The 19043-nt window shown below is 61.6% G+C and carries 18 protein-coding genes; 15 read left to right on the top strand and 3 right to left on the bottom strand.

What is annotated here, in order from left to right; genetic code table 11:
• Positions 1-4 precede the first annotated feature (4 nt).
• The 14 genes from murC (at position 5) to nrdR (ending at position 15713) form a co-directional block, all read left to right on the top strand.
• The gene (gene murC / locus CVS27_RS13260; protein ID WP_103466235.1) at positions 5-1489 is read left to right on the top strand and encodes a UDP-N-acetylmuramate--L-alanine ligase; all 1485 of its coding nucleotides are present in this window, start codon (positions 5-7) and stop codon (positions 1487-1489) included.
• The gene (locus CVS27_RS13255) at positions 1482-2639 is read left to right on the top strand and encodes a cell division protein FtsQ/DivIB (RefSeq protein WP_165788308.1); all 1158 of its coding nucleotides are present in this window, start codon (positions 1482-1484) and stop codon (positions 2637-2639) included. Before murC ends, CVS27_RS13255 begins: the two co-directional genes overlap by 8 nt.
• A gap of 300 nt (positions 2640-2939) precedes the next feature.
• The gene (ftsZ, locus tag CVS27_RS13250) at positions 2940-4109 is read left to right on the top strand and encodes a cell division protein FtsZ (RefSeq protein WP_103466233.1); all 1170 of its coding nucleotides are present in this window, start codon (positions 2940-2942) and stop codon (positions 4107-4109) included.
• A gap of 59 nt (positions 4110-4168) precedes the next feature.
• Positions 4169-4966, top strand: a complete 798-nt coding sequence (locus tag CVS27_RS13245) for a laccase domain-containing protein (RefSeq protein ID WP_103466232.1) — start codon at positions 4169-4171, stop codon at positions 4964-4966.
• Positions 4963-5712 carry a YggS family pyridoxal phosphate-dependent enzyme gene (locus CVS27_RS13240; RefSeq protein ID WP_103466231.1) on the top strand — a complete coding sequence of 250 codons (750 nt, stop codon included), beginning with the start codon at positions 4963-4965 and terminating at the stop codon, positions 5710-5712. The genes CVS27_RS13245 and CVS27_RS13240 overlap by 4 nt, the downstream gene beginning before the upstream one ends.
• Before the next feature lie 106 nt (positions 5713-5818).
• On the top strand, positions 5819-6346 hold the full coding sequence (locus tag CVS27_RS13235; protein ID WP_103466230.1) for a cell division protein SepF: 528 nt from the start codon (positions 5819-5821) through the stop codon (positions 6344-6346).
• A 177-nt stretch (positions 6347-6523) separates the two neighbouring features.
• Positions 6524-6814 carry a YggT family protein gene (locus CVS27_RS13230; protein WP_103466229.1) on the top strand — a complete coding sequence of 97 codons (291 nt, stop codon included), beginning with the start codon at positions 6524-6526 and terminating at the stop codon, positions 6812-6814.
• Positions 6815-6959: 145 nt separating this feature from the next.
• The gene (locus CVS27_RS13225; RefSeq protein ID WP_103466228.1) at positions 6960-7637 is read left to right on the top strand and encodes a DivIVA domain-containing protein; all 678 of its coding nucleotides are present in this window, start codon (positions 6960-6962) and stop codon (positions 7635-7637) included.
• Between the two features lie 145 nt (positions 7638-7782).
• The gene (lspA, locus tag CVS27_RS13220; protein WP_103466227.1) at positions 7783-8412 is read left to right on the top strand and encodes a signal peptidase II; all 630 of its coding nucleotides are present in this window, start codon (positions 7783-7785) and stop codon (positions 8410-8412) included.
• Positions 8405-9328, top strand: a complete 924-nt coding sequence (locus tag CVS27_RS13215; protein ID WP_103466226.1) for an RluA family pseudouridine synthase — start codon at positions 8405-8407, stop codon at positions 9326-9328. Before lspA ends, CVS27_RS13215 begins: the two co-directional genes overlap by 8 nt.
• 80 nt (positions 9329-9408) lie before the next feature.
• Positions 9409-12975 (top strand): DNA polymerase III subunit alpha, encoded by a 3567-nt coding sequence (dnaE, locus tag CVS27_RS13210; RefSeq protein ID WP_103466225.1) that lies wholly within the window; start codon positions 9409-9411, stop codon positions 12973-12975.
• Between the two features lie 30 nt (positions 12976-13005).
• Entirely contained in the window at positions 13006-13683 is a 678-nt protein-coding gene (locus CVS27_RS13205; RefSeq protein WP_103466224.1) for a hypothetical protein, read from the top strand.
• A gap of 45 nt (positions 13684-13728) precedes the next feature.
• The gene (gene hisD, locus CVS27_RS13200; protein WP_103466322.1) at positions 13729-15093 is read left to right on the top strand and encodes a histidinol dehydrogenase; all 1365 of its coding nucleotides are present in this window, start codon (positions 13729-13731) and stop codon (positions 15091-15093) included.
• A gap of 110 nt (positions 15094-15203) precedes the next feature.
• On the top strand, positions 15204-15713 hold the full coding sequence (gene nrdR, locus CVS27_RS13195; protein ID WP_103466223.1) for a transcriptional regulator NrdR: 510 nt from the start codon (positions 15204-15206) through the stop codon (positions 15711-15713).
• 270 nt (positions 15714-15983) lie between these two features.
• Here nrdR and ppgK read toward each other — a convergent pair whose 3' ends face one another.
• Both ppgK and map read right to left on the bottom strand, forming a co-directional pair.
• The gene (ppgK, locus tag CVS27_RS13190) at positions 15984-16778 is read right to left on the bottom strand and encodes a polyphosphate--glucose phosphotransferase (protein ID WP_103466222.1); all 795 of its coding nucleotides are present in this window, start codon (positions 16776-16778) and stop codon (positions 15984-15986) included.
• 92 nt (positions 16779-16870) lie between these two features.
• Positions 16871-17749, bottom strand: coding sequence for a type I methionyl aminopeptidase (gene map, locus CVS27_RS13185; RefSeq protein ID WP_103466221.1), 879 nt, complete (start codon positions 17747-17749; stop codon positions 16871-16873).
• Positions 17750-17819: 70 nt separating this feature from the next.
• On the opposite strand from map, the gene CVS27_RS13180 reads away from it, so the two are divergent.
• The gene (locus CVS27_RS13180; RefSeq protein WP_306418496.1) at positions 17820-18050 is read left to right on the top strand and encodes an SPOR domain-containing protein; all 231 of its coding nucleotides are present in this window, start codon (positions 17820-17822) and stop codon (positions 18048-18050) included.
• 79 nt (positions 18051-18129) lie between these two features.
• Here CVS27_RS13180 and panB read toward each other — a convergent pair whose 3' ends face one another.
• On the bottom strand, positions 18130-19035 hold the full coding sequence (gene panB / locus CVS27_RS13175) for a 3-methyl-2-oxobutanoate hydroxymethyltransferase (RefSeq protein ID WP_103466219.1): 906 nt from the start codon (positions 19033-19035) through the stop codon (positions 18130-18132).
• Between the last annotated feature and the right edge of the window lie 8 nt (positions 19036-19043).

Here is a 19043-nt window from a genome sequence, read left to right as displayed (position 1 = left end):
TCACATGAGTGGCAAGAACACCTCAGCGCCGTACCAGCCGCCAACGCTGGCGGAACTGGGCCGCGTGCATTTCATTGGCATGGGCGGGGCCGGCATGTCCGCCATTGCCCGGATCATGCTGGGACAGGGCCTTGCCGTGAGCGGCTCGGACGCCAAAGCATCAGCGGCTCTGGCTGAGCTCGGCGCCATGGGTGCCATAGTCCACGTGGGCCAGGCCGCCGAAAACGTTGCAGCCGTTGACACAGTGGTTGTTTCCACGGCCATCAGGGAGAACAACCCTGAACTTATGGCTGCCCGTGCCGGCGGGCTCCGTGTCCTGCACAGATCCCAGGCCCTCGCCGCCGCCATGGCCGAGGATGTCGTGGTTGCCGTGGCAGGCACCCACGGCAAAACCACCACCACCTCCATGATCACCGTGATGCTCAAGGGCGCAGGGGTGGATGCCTCCTTTGCTGTGGGTGGCACCGTTGCGGGCCTGGGCGTCAACGCAGCCCACGGCAGTGCCGCCGTGTTTGTGGCAGAGGCCGACGAGTCCGATGCCTCCTTCCTGAACTACAGGCCGAACATTGCGGTGGTGACCAACCTTGAGGCCGACCACCTGGACCACTACGGCACGGCCGAGGCCGTGTTTGCTGCCTTTGAGCAGTTCATGGGTCTCCTGCCGGCGGATGGCACGCTGGTTGCCTGCGCCGACGACGCCGGATCGGCCGCCTTGGCTGCCCAAGCCGCAGCTGCCGGAAAGCGGTGTATCAGCTACGGGTTCTCCCCGGCAGCTGACATCCGTCTGATTCCGGGCACCCACGACGGCTTGCACACCACGGCCACGGTAGTTCTCGCGGATCATCTGGGCGGTGCCGGCTCCCACACCCTTCGTTTGCAGGTTCCGGGAGATCACAACCTCAGCAATGCTGCGGCCGCTGTGGCCGTTGCCCTGACTCTGGGGGTAGAACTGCCGGCTGCACTGGATGCACTGGCCGGTTTCAGAGGTGCTGGCAGGCGCTTTGAAGACAAGGGGCAAGGACGCGGGGTAAGGGTCTTTGACGACTACGCCCACCATCCCACTGAAGTCACTGCTGCGCTCAAGGCGGCAAGAACTGTGGCTGGCAGCCACAAGGTTCACGTGTTGTTTCAGCCGCACCTGTTTTCCAGGACAGCCGAGTTCGCCACGGAGTTCGCCAAGGCCCTGGACTTGGCGGACACAGTAGCCGTCCTGGACATTTTCGCCTCTCGTGAAGACCCCGTCCCCGGTGTCACCAGCGAACTCATCACCCGGGCACTTTCAACACCGTTTGGTTACGCACCGGATCCCGCTGCCGCGGTGGCGCAGCTGGCGGCCCTGGCTGTGCCCGGCGACATCATCTTAACTGTTGGGGCGGGTGACGTCACCGAGTACGGCCCCGCCTTGGTGGCCGCCTTGAATGCCGGCGTCGAACCCGCATCCCCCGACGTCCCACCCATCGGGCTCGACGGCGGCCGCAGCGATGGCTGAACCACGCAAACCACGGGTCATCAGGACCCGGCCCGAGACTGTCCGGGCGCAGGCGGAAAATTCCGGTGCCGCCCAGGCTGACCGTGCCCAGCCTGACCGTGCCCAGACTCTGGCTGCGGCGCGGCAGGACAGTGCGGCGGAGCCGTCATCCGCCGTTCGGGCCACCAGCTCCAAGGTCTCCGTTGCTCCGCTGCCCGCGGATACGGCAACACCGGCGGCAGCGTTGGCTCAGTCTGACGTGGCTGGAACAGTCGAAGCGGGGGCCACCGCAAAGCCGCCCGGCAAGAAGAAGCTGGCAGGTATGGGCCAGGTGTTCGCCAGGCCGGCCAAGCCCGTTGCGCAGGACAAGCAGGACAAGCAGGACAAGCAGGCCCAGCCCACGCAGGAGCCCATGGCCGGGCAACAAGCGCAGGTCCTGGCGTTCCCCATGCCTGAACACAAGCGCCGCCGTCGAACTTTGCTTTTCTCTTCCCTGGCAGTTGCGGCAGTCGTGGCGTTGGTCATGGCGATGGCCTTGTTTTCACCGGCGCTGGCCGTGAAGACGGTGGTATTTGAAGGTCAAAAGCTGGTGGGGGAGCAGATCCTCCAAGAGGCGGTTGCGCCGCTGGTGTCCAGGCCCTTGCCGCAGGTGAGGGGTGTTGAGGTTGGGGAACTGCTCAAACCCATTATTCAAGTCAAGAGTTCGCGCATCGAGGCCAGGCCGCCATCTACGCTGGTGGTCCACATTGTGGAGCGGGTGCCTGTGGCGCTGTTGAAAAATGGTGAGGACTACCTTTTGGTGGACCAGGACGGCGTGCAGCTGGCGGCCACCAAGGATCCGAGCTCGGTGGCATTGCCCTTGATCGACGGCGGCACGGCAGCCATTGGCAAGGACACCTTCGCAGCCATGACCGCGGTGTTGGCCAACCTGCCGCAGTCCATCTTGGGGCAGCTGGCCAATGCTTCGGCCAAGTCTCCCGACGCCGTGGAGCTTAAGCTTGCGGACGGGCGCAGCGTTACCTGGGGCAACGCCAGCGACATGGTGCTCAAGGCGCAGGTGTTGGAGGCCTTGCTGAATGCCCCGCCGCCCACCGCGGTGCCGGGCAAACCGGCACCAGTGCCGGCGAAGGTCTTTGACGTCAGTGCCCCGCGTCACCCCGTGACTCGGTGAGGTGTCCTGCCGGCCAACAACAGGGTGCGCCAGGGGAAGTTTTGGGGACTTTTTGTAAGGATTCTTTTCGACACGCGGGGGCGGTAATTGCATGCAGCACGGATGCACCATAGCGTCACTAAGAAGAGATAGTTGACATAACTATAACCTTCAAGTTGAAGGTTAGGCTACAGAAGCTTCAAGTACAATTTGTTGTTTGCTCCCAGGAACCATGCTGGCAGCAACAAAATGGCTCAAAGCATCGGTAGCCACCAGCGATTTTTAGAACTTCTGGCAACATACGAACAAGGGACACTTAACGTGGCAGCACCCCAGAATTACTTGGCAGTCATCAAGGTCGTCGGCATCGGCGGCGGCGGCGTAAATGCAGTGAACCGCATGATTGACGTGGGCTTGCGCGGCGTTGAGTTCATCGCCATCAACACCGACGCACAGGCCTTGCTGATGAGTGACGCCGACGTCAAGCTTGACGTTGGCCGGGAGCTGACGCGCGGTTTGGGTGCCGGCGCCAACCCCGATGTGGGACGCCAGGCGGCCGAAGACCACCAGGAAGAGATCGAAGAGGTGCTCCGCGGTGCGGACATGGTCTTCGTCACCGCCGGTGAAGGTGGTGGCACCGGAACTGGTGGCGCGCCTGTTGTGGCCCGCATTGCCCGCGGCCTAGGCGCGCTGACCATTGGTGTGGTCACCCGCCCGTTCACCTTCGAAGGCCGCCGTCGCGCCACCAGCGCCGACAGTGGCATTGAAGCACTGCGTGACGAGGTGGACACGCTGATCGTGATCCCCAACGATCGCCTCCTGTCCATCAGTGACCGCAATGTCTCGGTGCTTGAAGCTTTCCGCTCAGCCGACCAGGTGCTGCTGTCAGGTGTTCAGGGCATCACCGACCTCATCACCACTCCCGGCTTGATCAACCTTGACTTCGCTGACGTCAAGTCCGTGATGCAGGGCGCAGGCTCGGCCTTGATGGGCATTGGCTCGGCACGTGGCGAAGACCGCGCCGTCAAGGCAGCTGAGCTGGCCATTGCTTCCCCGCTGCTGGAAGCGTCCATCGACGGTGCGCACGGCGTTCTGCTGTCCATCCAGGGTGGCTCCGATCTTGGTCTGTTCGAGATCAACGAAGCTGCCCGCCTGGTCCAGGAAGTTGCCCACCCCGAGGCCAACATCATCTTCGGTGCCGTCATTGACGACGCCCTGGGCGACGAAGTGCGCGTCACTGTCATTGCCGCCGGTTTTGACGCTCCGGACAAGCCTGGCGAGACGCAGGAGCCGGCTGCCCAGTTGGCTCCGCCCGTACCCGCGGCAGTGCCCAGCAGCGCAACCGTCACCAACCTGAACCAGTGGGGCCAGCAGTCAGGGTCCCACGTGCCTGCCGACGGTGGCTTTGACGTTGAACTGCCTGCCATTGTGGAGCCGGACCTCACAGGCCACCGTGCCGATGATCTGGATGTTCCGGACTTCTTGAAGTAAATAGCACGCGCGCCTGCTGATCTTCAGCACAGGCACCCTTGAATGGTCAGGTTGACGGTATGTGGTTTTCTGAACAAGTACGCCCCGGAGTATGGGTGGGCTTTACAGACACCACAGCCGGCAATCTGGCCTTTCATGTTGGTGATGACAGTGTTGAGGTGACACGACGCCGGGCCGCCCTGGACAGTGAATTGGCTGCCTTGGGCAGTTCCACGGCGAGCCTGCCCCTGGCCTACATGAACCAGGTTCATGGGGCTGTCGTTGCACACCCGACACCACCTCCACCGGGTGAGGCCAATGCTGCGGATACTGTTCCCACGGCTGATGCCATGGTCTCGTTGGACCGGGCCTTGGCCGTGATGGTGGCCGACTGCGTCCCGGTCGTGTTGGTGGGTGAGAAACCCGGAGGGAGTCCCGTGGTGGCCGTGGCCCATGCGGGCCGGCCCGGGGTGGAAAGCGGCGTGATAGCTGCCGTTGTAGCCCAAATGCGCAGTGCCGGTGCCGAAGGAATTGAGGCATGGCTTGGGCCCAGCATTTGCGGGCAATGCTACGAAGTCCCCGATTCCATGCGGGCCGCAGTGTCCGCGGTGGTGCCGGCCGCCTACGCCACCACCTTATGGAACACACCAGCCCTTGACCTGCCCGCTGCAGTGCTCGCCCAGCTGGCCGCCGCGGCAGTGCTGGCCCACCCGGCGGGCGTGTGCACCCTGGAAGACCCCCGGTTCTTCTCTCACCGCCGTGCAGTACGGGACGGGGAGGTGGAGGGCCGCTTCATTGGCTTTGTCACCACAGACGCCACCAAGCAGGGCAAGGCCGCCCCAGCGGACACAGCAGCAAAAAAGGAATCCACAGTATGACCTCGCACGACCCCCGCTTCGAGCAACTCTCAGAACGACTCGACGTGGTTCAGCAGCGCATTGCGGCAGCCGCCGCAGCAAACTCCACGGTGAAGCCCACGCTGATAGTTGTGACCAAGTTTCATCCAGCCGCGGATGTGCTGCGCCTGCGCCAGTTAGGCGTTGGTGACGTTGGTGAAAACCGTGACCAGGAGGCCGCGGCAAAAGCGGCGCAGGTGGCGGATCCGGATCTGCGCTGGCACTTCATTGGACAGCTCCAAAAGAATAAGGCTAAATCTGTGGCCGCCTACGCCCATTCGGTCCACTCGATCGACAGGGCCTCTCTGGTTGGTGCCTTGGGCAACGCCATGGCGCAGCAGCAGGACGCTACCGGCCGAAAGCCCCTGGCCTGTTTCCTGCAGCTGGACCTTTCCTCCGTCTACCCGGCCCTGGCCGCCCCCGATGGCGACGCCAACAGCGGCCGGGGAGGGCTCGCGCCGTCGAACATGGCGGCGCTGGCAGACCTCATTGCCGACACGCCCGGCCTCACGCTCGCTGGATTGATGGCGGTGGCGCCCCTTGGTGTCAGCCCCGAACCGGCCTTTGAGCTGCTGGCCCAGCTTTCCGCCCAGCTCGTGGCGCAGCATCCGGGGGCCACGGGAATTTCCGCCGGCATGAGCCACGATCTTGAGGCTGCCATGGCTGCCGGGGCAACACACCTGCGTGTCGGTTCCGATATACTCGGCCCGCGTCCCGTGGTGCTGTAGCGTTTTGAGTGTTGAAAACAACTGAAGTTTCGCGCACCTGCCTGTGGTGTCCTTGAGTTCAAACGTTCAAATGGTTTAGTGTTTTCCAGACAAATGAGGAGCTACCATGGCTGGCGCTATGCGCAAGACAATGATCTTTCTTGGGCTCGCCGACGGTGACGAGCACTATGACGCTGAGCATGCTCCGTCTGTCCCCAAGGACGAAGAGTATGCCGAGGTGTATGAGCGCGAACCAGCGCCGGCCCCGACTCAAGTAGCAGAATCGCCCGCACCCAAGGCTGGCGACGAAGAATACCGGGCTCCGGTGACCCCCATTAAACGTGCCGCATCAAACCGGGAAGAGGCTGTCAGCTTGCGTCAGATCACCACCGTTCATCCTCGCTCCTACAATGACGCGAAGATCATTGGCGAGAGCTTCCGCGATGGCATTCCGGTCATCATGAACGTGACAGACATGGGTGAGGCTGACGCCAAGCGCCTGGTGGACTTCTCAGCTGGCCTGGTTTTCGGCTTGCGCGGGTCCATTGAACGAGTCACCAACAAGGTGTTTCTTCTCTCGCCGTCATATATCGAAGTCCTTGGCGATGACAAGAAGCTCTCCGACACACAGGCAAGCTTTTTCAACCAGAGCTAAATCACTGCGCAAGCAACGTTTTTTAACGGCCCGGGCACCAAGTGTCCGGGCCGTGCGTTATCTACAGTGCGGGATAAAAAAGTCCCGGCTCCAAAGCTGCCGACCCGGCCGCCTTGGACTGGTTTATTCTTAGAGTCAAAGCTCCGGTATTTCTCTACCTAGGGATTGTGTGCACCCGTGTCAATTGTTTTCGTTCTTCTGTACCTGTTGCTGCTGCTGTACTTTCTTACGCTTTTGCTACGCATGGTGTTCGATTGGATACAGGTATTCGCCCGGGATTGGCGGCCCAAGGGTGCGGCCCTGGTGGGCGCCTCGGTCGTCTACCGCTTGACCGACCCGCCGCTGCGCAAGCTCCGCGCCTTGATCCCGCCGCTCCGGATCGGCTCCATGGCGCTGGATATTGGCTTCATATTATTGCTCGTCGGCGTGGGTATTGGGATGAGTGTCACAAAAAGTTTTGTGAATTAGCGCCGCGTCGTTAGTTTTCAGGCACGAAAAGTTATATTGTAAAAAGCGATAGACCCCCAGTGCAGATCGCTAGATTTGTATTCGGTACCGTAGTCGGTAAGGTTTCGGCCGGTTCCAGACTCACTAAGACCAATGAGGTGACTAGATGGCGCTTACGCCAGAAGACGTTGTCAACAAACGGTTCCAGCCGACCAAGTTCCGTGAAGGCTATGACCAGGACGAAGTCGACGATTTTCTTGACGAAATCGTCGTAGAGCTTCGCCGATTGCATCAAGAGAACGACGAACTGCGCAAGCAGCTCGCAGACGGCTCACCAAACACTGCAGCAGCCCCTGCGCAGGCAGCACCGCTGCTGGCCAAGGCTCCTGAGGCAGTGGTTGAAGCCGCTCCTGCTGAGCCTGTTGCCAAGGTGAAGGAGAAGGCCGTTGAACCGGCACCGGTTGTTGAGGAAGTTGTAGTAGCTGCGCCAGCGCCGGCCGCCACCGCATCCTCTGCCGATGCAGCTTCGGGTGTTATTGCCTTGGCCCAGCGACTCCACGACGAATACGTCGGTGCAGGCATGGAGCAGCGCGACAAGATCATTGCAGAAGCACAGATCGAGGCCAGCACCTTGGTCAACGATGCCCAGGAGAAGAGCCGCAAGACGCTCGGTGCCCTGGAGCAGCAGCGGTCAGTGCTCGAACGCAAGGTTGAGCAGTTGCGCGGTTTCGAACGCGATTACCGTTCACGCCTGAAGACCTACATTGAAGGTCAGCTGCGTGACTTGGATGCTCGCGGTTCGGTGGCAGCACCGGATTTCTCTGAGAGCAACACCGATTCTTAAAGCACCTAACTAAAAGCCGGTGGCCCAAGGAAACTTGAGCCACCGGCTTTTAGTTCTTTAACGCCCCATGCTTGCTGGGCCGGGCCGGCTGCCAAGCAACCTATGATTGAATCAATCCTTTTGTCCAAGAACAAATGAAAGCGTCATGAGCGAGAACTCTCTGTCTGGCCAGGTGGCCGCCCCCAAACCCTTCCGTAGATCCGCATGGTTGTTGTGGCTCGGCGTTGCCGCCTTCGCTTATGTATGCGACCAGTTGACCAAGTGGTGGGTCACCTCCACCATGGTGGAAGGCCAAACCATCCCCGTCATTGACGGATTGCTGCAGTGGTACTTCATCCGGAACTCCGGGGCTGCGTTCTCCATCGGCGAAGACTTCACGTGGTTCTTCACCCTGATCATGGCAGCTGTTGCTGTGGCCATCATCGTCATGTCACGCCGCATTTCCTCCCTGTGGTGGGCCATCGGCTTGGGCCTGGTCCTGGGTGGGGCCTTGGGTAACCTGACCGACAGGCTGTTCCGCCCGCCGTCGTTCGGTATGGGCCATGTGGTTGACTTCATCTCCTTCCCCAACTTTGCCATCTTCAACATGGCCGACATGGGTGTGGTGGGCGGCGTCATCGTCATCTGCATCCTGACCCTGCTGGGCATTGGCCTGGACGGTTCCCGCACTACGGCCAAGGAAATGGCCGCGAAGGAAACTGAGCAGGCAACCACTGAGCAGACCACTACTGAGCAGACCACCGAGGATCAGGGCAAGGGTGCCAAGAATGACTGAAACTTTTAGCGTCCCCGAGGACGTTGCCGGACGCCGGGCCGACGCCGGATTGGCAGCCCTGCTGGGCATCTCCCGTTCCGCCGCAGCATTGCTCTGCGCCGAGGGCAACGTGTTGCAGGACGGTGCGGTGCTGGGCAAGAGCGAGAAGTTCAAGGCCGGTGCCAGTGTCCAGGTGACCATCCCCGAGCGCCGCGACCCGCTGGAAGTGGTGGTGGAGCCCGTTGAAGGCTTGAACATTTTGCTCGACGACGAAGACTTTGTTGTGGTGGACAAGCCCGTGGGCGTGGCAGCGCACCCGTCCCCGGGCTGGGTTGGCCCCACAGTGGTGGGTGGGCTGGCCGCAGCCGGCTTCCGCATCTCCACCTCGGGCGCGCCGGAACGTGTGGGCATTGTGCACCGTTTGGATGTTGGCACTTCCGGGGCCATGGTGGTGGCCAAGACCGAGCACGCCTACACGATTCTGAAGCAGGCGTTTAGGGAACGCACGGTGGAGAAGGTGTATCACGCAGTGGTCCAGGGTCTGCCCGATCCCCTCCGCGGCACCATTGATGCGCCCATCGGCCGGCATCCGGGCTTCGACTGGCGTTTTGCCGTGATCGAGGATGGCCGGCCCTCCATCACCCACTACGAAGTGCTCGAAGCGTTCGGCAAGGCGTCCCTGGTGGAGGTGCACTTGGAAACCGGGCGGACCCACCAGATTCGCGTACATTTCTCAGCCCTGCGCCACCCCTGTGCCGGGGATCTCACCTACGGGGCTGATCCCACGCTGGCAGCAGAACTGGGCCTGACCCGCCAATGGCTGCACGCCCACAAGCTGGGCTTCACGCATCCGTCGTCGGGGGAGCCGGTCATGGTTACCAGCCCCTACCCCCAGGACTTGATCTATGCCCTGGACCACTTGCGTGGCGAGCACTAGGGCGCGTTTAAGCATCAAAGCACACACCGCCCCGACCCCGTGTCGGGGCGGTGTTGTTTTTTGAGCACTAGAATGGTTCGGTGGCTAGCTCATCGACTGACAGTTTTGTCCATCTCCATACGCACACCGAATACTCCATGCTGGACGGTGCTGCGCGCCTGACCGAGCTGTTTGAGGAAGCCAAACGCCTGGACATGCCGGCGCTGGCCACCACGGACCATGGATATCTGTTCGGTGCCTTCGACTTCTGGAAGAAGGCCACCGACGCCGGCATCAAGCCGATCATTGGCGTTGAAGCCTATGTCACTCCCGGCACGGCGCGCACCGACAAGACCAGGGTCAAGTGGCGCACGGATGAGAGCCAGCGCAAGGACGACGTCTCCGGCGGTGGCTTCTACACGCACATGACGCTGCTCAGCTACAACAACCAGGGCATGCGGAACCTGTTCAGGGCTTCCTCCCTGGGTTCCCTGGATTCGCCCATGGGCAAGTACCCGCGCCTGGACCGGGAACTGCTCAACCAGTACCACTCGGGTTTGATCGCCACCACGGGCTGCCCCTCGGGTGAGGTGCAAACCAGGCTCCGCCTGGGTCAGTACAACGAGGCCAAGGCTGCGGCGTCGGAATTCCAGGACATTTTCGGCAAAGAGAATTACTTCTGCGAGCTCATGGACCATGGCCTGGACATTGAGCGCCGCGTCACCAAGGACCTGCTGCGCCTGGCCCGGGAACTTGAGATCCCGCTGGTGGCCACCAACGACCTCCACTACACCCACGAGCATGACGCCAAGGCGCATGAGGCCCTGCTGGCCCTGCAGTCGGCGTCGACCCTGACCGAACCCACCTATGACGAGGGCGGCAAGCGTTTTGCCTTTAGTGGCAGCGGCTACTACCTCAAGTCGCCGGCGGAAATGCGCCAACTGTTCTCGGAGCTGCCTGAGGCCTGTGACAACACGCTGCTGATCGCCGAGCGCTGCGACGTTTCCTTCAACACCAATGCCAACTACATGCCCAAGTTCCCCTGCCCGCCGGGCGAGGACGAAACATCCTGGCTGGTCAAGGAGGTGGACACGGGCCTGCGCTACAGGTACCCGGGCGGAATCCCTGACGCCGTACGCAAGCAGGCGGACTATGAACTTGATGTCATCATCAAGATGGGCTTCCCCGGCTACTTCCTGGTGGTGGCCGACTTCATTAACTGGTCCAAGGACCACGGCATCCGCGTAGGTCCCGGGCGTGGTTCCGGTGCCGGTTCCATGGTGGCGTACGCCATGCGCATCACCGACCTTGACCCGTTGCGCCACGGGCTGATCTTTGAGCGTTTCCTCAACCCGGAACGTGTGTCCATGCCCGACTTTGACGTGGACTTCGATGATCGGCGCCGCCATGAGGTCATCAAGTATGTGACGGAAAAGTACGGTGACGAACGTGTTGCCATGATTGTCACCTACGGCAGCATCAAAACCAAGCAGGCATTGAAGGACTCCTCGCGCGTGCTGGGGCACCCCTTCAGCATGGGTGAAATGCTGACCAAGGCGCTGCCGCCGGCCGTCATGGCCAAGGACATTTTGCTCAGTGACATTGAGAATCCCGAGGCCAAGCGCTACGGCGAGGCGGCGGACTTCCGCAACCTGATCAACACTGATCCCGAAGCGGCCAAGGTCTTTGAACTCTCCAAGGGCCTGGAAGGTCTCAAACGCCAGTGGGGCGTGCACGCGGCCGGCGTGATCATGAGCTCGGATCCCATCATCGATGTCATCCCCATCATGCGCCGCATCCAAGACGGCCAGGTCATCACTCAGTTCGATTACCCCACCAGTGAGGGCCTTGGCCTGATCAAGATGGACTTCTTGGGGTTGCGAAACCTCACCATCATCACCGACGCCCTGGAGAACATCAAGGCCAACCAGGGCTTTGAGCTAGACCTTGAAGGTTTGGAGTACGACGATGTCGCCTCCTATGAACTCATGGCGCGCGGTGACACCCTGGGTGTTTTCCAGCTCGACGGCGGACCCATGCGGTCGCTGCTCAAGCTCATGCGCCCCGACAACTTTGAAGATATCTCCGCCGTCTTGGCTCTGTACCGGCCCGGCCCCATGGGTGCCGATTCGCACACCAACTATGCCCTGCGCAAAAACGGGCTCCAGCCTATCACCCCCATCCACCCCACGCTGGAAGAGCCCCTGGCGGACATTCTTGGCGGCACCTACGGGCTGATCGTGTACCAAGAGCAGGTCATGTCCATCGCGCAGAAACTGGCCGGCTACTCCCTGGGCCGGGCAGACATCTTGCGCCGTGCCATGGGCAAGAAGAAGAAATCCGAGCTGGACAAGCAATACGCGGGCTTCCACCAGGGCATGATCGACAATGGCTACACCGACGAGGCCGTCAAGACCCTCTGGGCCATCCTGCTGCCCTTCTCCGACTACGCCTTCAACAAGGCCCACTCGGCCGCCTACGGCGTCATCAGCTACTGGACGGCCTATCTCAAGGCGCACTACCCGGCCGAATACATGGCCGCCCTGCTCACCAGCGTTGGTGATGACAAGGACAAGCTGGCCCTGTACCTGAATGAGTGCCGCCACATGGGCATTACAGTGCTGGCCCCGGATGTCAATGAATCGGCGCTGAACTTCACGCCCATTGGCACTGACATCCGCTTCGGCATGGGTGCCATCCGCAACGTAGGTGCCAACGTTGTCAACGGCCTGGTGGAATCCCGGCTGGAGCGCGGGAACTTTGAGAACTTCTCCGACTTCCTCATGAAAGTCCCGGCCGTGGTCTGCAACAAGCGCACCATCGAGTCCTTGATCAAGGCCGGCGCCTTTGATTCCCTGGGCCATCCCCGGCGCGCCCTGGCCATGATCCACGAAGAAGCCGTGGATTCGGTCATCACCATCAAACGCAACGAGGCCGTGGGACAGTTTGACCTCTTCGCCGGAATGGGCGGTGATGTCGAACCAGAATCGGCCCTCATTACCGAGATCCCCGACCTTCCCGAATGGGAGAAGAAGGACAAGCTGGCGTTTGAGCGCGACATGCTTGGCTTGTACGTCTCCGACCACCCGTTACGTGGTCTGGAGGGGGTGCTGAGCCAAAACGCGGACATTTCCATCACGCAGCTGCTTTCCGACGACGGCCCCCAAGATGGCCACATCATCACCATTTCGGGAATGATCACCAACCTGCAGCGGCGGATAGCCAAGAGCAGCGGAAACCCCTATGCCCGCTGTGAAATTGAGGACCTGGGCGGCTCCGTTGAAGTCATGTTCTTTGGCCAGGTGTACGGGCCCATCGCCACCATCCTGGCTGAAGACCTCATTGTTGTTGTCAAGGGCAGGTTGCAAAAGCGCGACGACGGCGCCATCACCTTGAACGCCATGGAATTGACGGTGCCGGATCTCAGCGAGGGTCTGGCCGGCCCGCTGGTGATTTCCATGCCCGAGCACAAGGCCAATGAGCAGGTGCTGCTGGCCCTGAAATCAATCCTGGGTGATCACCGCGGAAACACCGAAGTCAAAATGCACCTGTCCGGCAGCCGGTCGGTGAAGGTCATGAAGCTGCCACTGCACCACAGGGTCAATCCGACGCCATCCCTCTTTGGTGACCTGAAGGTCCTCCTGGGACCCACCTGTCTGGAAGGCTGATGAGCAGCCAACTACGGTTACGGTTAATCAATGAGTGAGATTCTTCCGCAGGTCCCGCCAGCCCTCCCCACGCCACCGCCAGTTCCGGCTGAGCTCTCCCGCAGTGAGTTGCGCAGGGGCTACCCGGCACGTCGCAAAAGCGCATGGAGCCACGCCCCGCAAGCGACAGATTCCAGGACGCACTGGCGCCACGGGCTGGGCTTCTCGGCCGTGCTGGGCGCCGTGCTCGGTGTCGCTTGGTGGCTGCTGGCGCCGGGAGGAGCCTTCTACGGTGACGGGGAGGACTACACGGCGTGGTTCCCCAGGGACGCGGTCCTGGCCGTGCTGATGGTGGCCGGTGGCATTCTCAGTGCCGTGTGGCTGCTGCGTCAGCGCCGGGCATCGGCCCACGGCCCCTTGCCCGTGGCTGCCTTTGCGGGGATGGTGGTGGGCGGCTTTGTGGGCTCGGTGATTGCCTGGCGGATGGGTGTCTTCGCGGGGGACTTGTTTCACACCCCGGCCAACAATTTGCCGCACCCCAGCATGGTGTTTTCGCTCAGGTCCCCAACAGTGCTCATCCTGTGGCCGTTGGCCAGCGTCATCACGGCGTTCATCGCGCAACTGTTTAGCTACGCGACTTACCCGGCCACTCCCACACCCGCACAGGGTGCGACCGAGCAAACGCTGCCCAGCCATACGCATCAAAACCAGCCAGTTCCCACATCGTGAAATGATGCGGGGTGCGTGCATCAGCTACGGGTAAACTGGGCTGTTGTGAGCAATCTTGAATCTTCAGTGGCCCCCCTGACGTTGAACCGTACAGACCTGCGCGGCCGCACCCTGACCCTGGCGGAACTCAAAAAGGCCGTTCCCCGCACGGCCCAGTCAACTGTCACCACGGCTGAGAACGCCGTTGCCGGCATCATCGCCGATGTCCGCCAGCGCGGCCATGCAGCCCTGGCGGAGTTGGCGCAGAAGTTCGACGGCGTCACCCAGGAACACCCGCGCGTCCCTGCCGCTGCGCTTGCGCAGGCGCTTGAATCATTGGACCCGGCGGTTCGGGCAGCCTTGGAAGAGTCCATTGCCCGGGCGAAGGCCTTTGCCCAGGCGCAAAAGCCTGCAGACGTTGATTTCCCCGTGGCGAACGGAGCCGTGGTTTCCTCCCACTGGATTCCCGTCCGCCGTGTGGGTCTCTATGTACCCGGCGGCTTGGCTGCCTACCCGTCCTCGGTGATCATGAATGTGGTTCCCGCCCTCGCAGCGGGTGTGGGATCGGTGGCCCTGGCATCGCCGCCACAAAAGGAATTCGGCGGACTGCCGGATCTCACCGTCCTGGCCGCAGCCGCCCTGCTGGGCATTGACGAGGTGTACGCCATGGGCGGTGCACAAGCCATTGCGGCCTTTGCCTATGGCATTGCGGCCGGCACCACGGCCAGCGGCGGGGGAGAAGCCCTGGAGCCGGTGGACGTGGTTACAGGTCCCGGAAATATTTTCGTTGCCACGGCCAAGCGCCTGGTCAAGGGCGTGGTGGGAATTGACTCCGAAGCCGGCGCCACCGAAATAGCCGTCTTGGCCGATCACACTGCCAACCCTGTCTTCGTGGCAGCCGATCTGATCAGCCAGGCCGAGCACGATCCCAACGCCGCCTCCGTCCTGATCACCACATCCACCGCCCTGGCCAACGCCGTCGAGGTTGAATTGGGCCGCCAGGTAGCCCTCACGGCTCACCGGGAACGGGTGGAAACAGCCCTTGCGGGCGTTCAGTCAGGCATAGTTCTTGTTGACGATCTGGCGCAGGGCGTGGCCGTGTGCAATGCCTACGCCGCCGAGCACCTGGAAGTGGTTACCGAGAACGCTGCCGCCGTGGCTGCCCGGATCACCAACGCCGGAGCCATTTTTGTGGGGGACTACAGCCCCGTGAGCCTTGGCGACTACTGCGCAGGGTCCAACCACGTGCTGCCAACCAGCGGAACTGCAGCCTTCTCCTCGGGCTTGAATGTCACCACGTTCCTGCGTGCCGTTCAGGTGATCAACTACAACAAGGATGCCCTGGCCCAGGTGGCCGAACACGTCATCACTTTGTCCAAGGCGGAAGGTCTGCCGGCCCACGGTGATGCAGTGGCCGTGCGTTTCTCTTAATCCCTGGCCGGAATCTCTAGACAGGTCGAGTCGGGTGTGGTAGTTACACGATTGTAGTTTCACCGCCGTTGGTTCTACACTGGGACTAATTAGGACCTGAAGGGATATGCATGTACTGCCCGTTTTGCCGTAATCCCGACTCACGCGTGGTTGATTCCCGCCTGTCCGACGACGGTTCCTCCATCCGGCGCCGCCGCCAATGCACCGAATGCGGCCGCCGGTTCAGCACCATGGAAACGGCCAGCCTGTCCGTGACGAAACGATCAGGGGTGGCCGAGCCCTTCAGCCGCAGCAAGATCATCAGCGGCGTGCGCAAGGCATGCCAGGGCCGGCCTGTCACCGATGACGACCTTGCCAAGCTCGCCCAGGAAGTTGAAGAGTCCATCAGGGCCAGCGGCGCGGCAGAAATTGACGCCAATGACGTGGGTCTTGCCATTTTGGCACCCCTGCAACGTCTGGACCTGGTGGCGTATTTGCGGTTTGCCAGCGTCTATCAGGCCTTTGAGTCCCTCGAGGACTTTGAAAGCGCGATTGCAACGCTGCGCTGCGAATCTAAGGCAGGGGCCCAAGGCTCGGGACCGTTGGCCCAGACCTCCAGCACCACCACCTTAAACAACTAACACGTAAATAGGGTGAGTTGGGCAGCTCATGCGCCAGCCTGGGAGTTGGTGTGGCGCATAAGCCGGGGCGGCTTTGGCCATGCGCACTGCTGATACCGGGCATGGCGCCAGTGTCAAAGCTGCGCAACACTGGCTCCTTGCGCGAGGCAGAGCCAAAGCTGCACACCAACTGACCCGCAGAAATCGCCGAAAATCGCGTGAAAACCGTCAATTTTCGGCGATTTCTGCGGGTCAGTTGGTTGGCCGGTGGTGCAGGCTGCCGCGGCTGACTTATTTGGTCAGCTTGAAATGCACGGCTGCCTGCAGCGCGCCGCCCACAATGCCTGCATTGTTTGCCAGCTCGGCAGGAATGATCTTCGTGGCCAGATTCAACTGCGGCAGGTAGTCTTCGCTGCGCTTGGAGATGCCGCCGCCAATGATGAACAGCTCGGGGGAGAACAAGAATTCCACGTGGGAGAAGTAGCGCTGGAGGCGAACGGAGTACTCATCCCAGCTCAGCTCGTCGCGTTCACGGGCACTGGCTGACGCCTTGGTTTCGGCGACAAAGCTGTCCAATTCCAGATGGCCCAGCTCAACATTGGGGATCAACTTGCCGTTGTAAATGAACGCCGAACCAATGCCCGTGCCCAAGGTGATGACCAGGACGGTGCCCTTGACATCCTTGCCGGCGCCATAGCGGGCCTCGGCCAGTCCTGCCGCGTCGGCGTCATTCATGACCTGAACGTCGCGGCCCAGTTCCTCGGTGAAGATGGCATCCACGTCGGCATCGATCCAGGACTTGTCCACATTGGCTGCAGAGCGGGCCACACCGTGGGAAATGATGGCCGGGAACGTGATGCCCACAGGGGCGTCTTCGCTGGGGGCGTGGGGGCGGGTCATCAGCTCGTCAACGATAGCCTTGACCACTTTGGCCACTTCCTGCGGTGTGGAAGGGCTGGGTGTGGGGATCCTGTACCTGCTACCCACCACTTCGCCGCTGTGCAGGTCAACAATTCCGCCCTTGATGCCCGTGCCGCCAATGTCGACGCCAATAACTGTGGTGCTGGGTGAGTGCTTCTTAGACATGCATGCTCCAAACAAAATAGAAAGTGACAAGGCTGGTTCAGGCTGGCGGGTTACGCCAAGGCAGTACAGCAGCCGGCCGTACGGGTGCAGCCTTAGGGCAGGGTGAGAACTTCGGCACCGGTGGCAGTAACCACCATGGTGTGCTCAAACTGGGCTGTACGCTTCCGGTCACGGGTGACAACTGTCCAGTCGTCAGCCCACATGTCCCAGTCAACGGTGCCAAGAGTAAGCATGGGTTCGATAGTAAACACCATTCCCTCTTCAAGCACAGTGTTGTAGGCCGGAGCTGCGTCATAGTGCGGAATAATCAAGCCGGTGTGGAAAGCTTCACCCACGCCGTGGCCGGTAAAGTCGCGCACTACGCCGTAGCCAAAACGCTTGGCGTAGGACTCGATGGCCCGGCCAATAATATTGATTTCACGGCCCGGAGCTACCGCTTTGATGGCCCTATTGAGAGACTCTTGGGTCCGCTCCACCAGCAGGCGTGACTCTTCATCGACGTCGCCCACTGTGAAGGTCCAGTTGGTGTCGCCGTGGACACCGTTCTTGAAGGCCGTGATGTCAATGTTGATGATGTCGCCATCTTCAACAACCGTGGTGTCGGGGATGCCGTGGCAAATGACTTCATTGATGGAGGAGCAAAGGGATTTGGGGAAGCCCCGGTAGCCCAGCGTGGAGGGGTACGCCTTGTTATCGAGCAGGAACTCATGACCTATGCGGTCAAGGGCGTCAGTGGTGACTCCGGGGACAATGTGTTTGCCCACCTCCACAATGGCCTGGGCCGCAATTTTGGCGGAGATGCGGATCTTGTCCAGCGTTTCAGCGTCCTTGACCTCCGAACCCTTAAACGGGGCAGGGCCAGCCTTGCCCACGTATTCGGGCCGCGGGATGGTGTGGGGGACGGGGAGCTGCGGGCTGATGGTGCCCGGGACTAGCTTGCCCAGGGGAGCCGTAAGTGCTGTGGAAGACATAAAACCATTCTATAAGTGTTTGTGCACTGCCTGTGTTGGCGGGTGCTTCCGGGGCCGGATTCAGCCTAAGATGAGCGCTAGGTGCCGAACCCAGCGGCGCACCAACATTGAGGATTACGCCATGGCGCAGTACTGGTACAACGTGGAGACCCACCAAGTGGAGAAGGACGCCCAATCCGGCTGGCGTTCACTCATTGGCCCCTACGAGAGTCGCGAAGAGGCAGAGGGGGCATTGGCCAAGGTGCGCGAACGCAACGAAGCAGCCGATGCCCTGGACCAGGACGAGGACGACGCCGAGTAGCTTCACCACAAACTCTGGTGGGCCCACGCGTCCGAGGGTTCCCGGGCTGAGCGAAGCGAGGGTAGGGAGGACGTGGGGATTAGAAGGTGTGTTCCGGGCCGGGGAACACGCCGGTCCGGACTTCCTGCGCATACTCCTTGGCGGCGTCGGAGAGAACAGTGCGCATGTGGGCGTACTGCTTCACGAACTTGGCCATCTTGCCCGTGCGCAAGCCCGCCATGTCCTGCCACACCAAAACTTGGCCTGTGGTGCTGTTGCCGGCGCCAATCCCGATGGTGGGGACCGCAATTGCGGCTTCCACGGCAACAGCAGTGGTGGCCGGAACCATTTCCATCAGCACGGCGAAAACGCCAGCATCGGTGAGGGCAACGGCGTCGTCAATCATGCCCGCCGCGGCGTCTCCCCGGCCCTGTACCCGGTAACCGCCCAGCATGTGCTCGCTCTGCGGGGTGAAGCCGATGTGAGCCATGACGGGGATGCCCGCCTGGGTCAGGGCCCGCACGGTGGGGGCGTAGTAGGCCCCGCCCTCCATCTTGACGGCATGCACCAAGCCCTCCTTCATCAGACGCACCGAGGAGGCGATGGCCTGTTCGGGAGACTGTTCGTAGCTGCCAAAGGGCAGATCCGCCACCACCAAGGCGCGTTTGGATCCGGCTGTGACTGCGCGGGAGAAGATGATCATTTCATCCAAGGTGATGGGCAGTGAAGTCTCGTTGCCCAAGACGTTGTTGGAGGCTGAATCCCCCACGAGCAGCACCTCGATGCCTGCCTCATCAAAAATTTGGGCCGTGTACTGGTCATAGGCAGTCAACATGGCAAACTTCTGTCCTGCCAGCTTGGCCGCCTGCAGGTGGTGGGTGCGCACTTTGGCTGTTGTCGCAGGGATTCCTGCGGCCGGAGACGCGCTTGCGTCCTTGGCGCCGGAGCCATAAGGAGCTGCCAGCTCGGCGGACGCGGACGAATCAGGGGTACTTGTGGGAGCCATGGCACCCA

It is taken from the genome of Arthrobacter glacialis (genome assembly GCF_002909445.1).
In the GTDB taxonomy this organism is placed as follows: Bacteria; Actinomycetota; Actinomycetes; order Actinomycetales; family Micrococcaceae; genus Specibacter; species Specibacter glacialis.
This window is presented reverse-complemented; position numbering and strand designations above follow the sequence as displayed.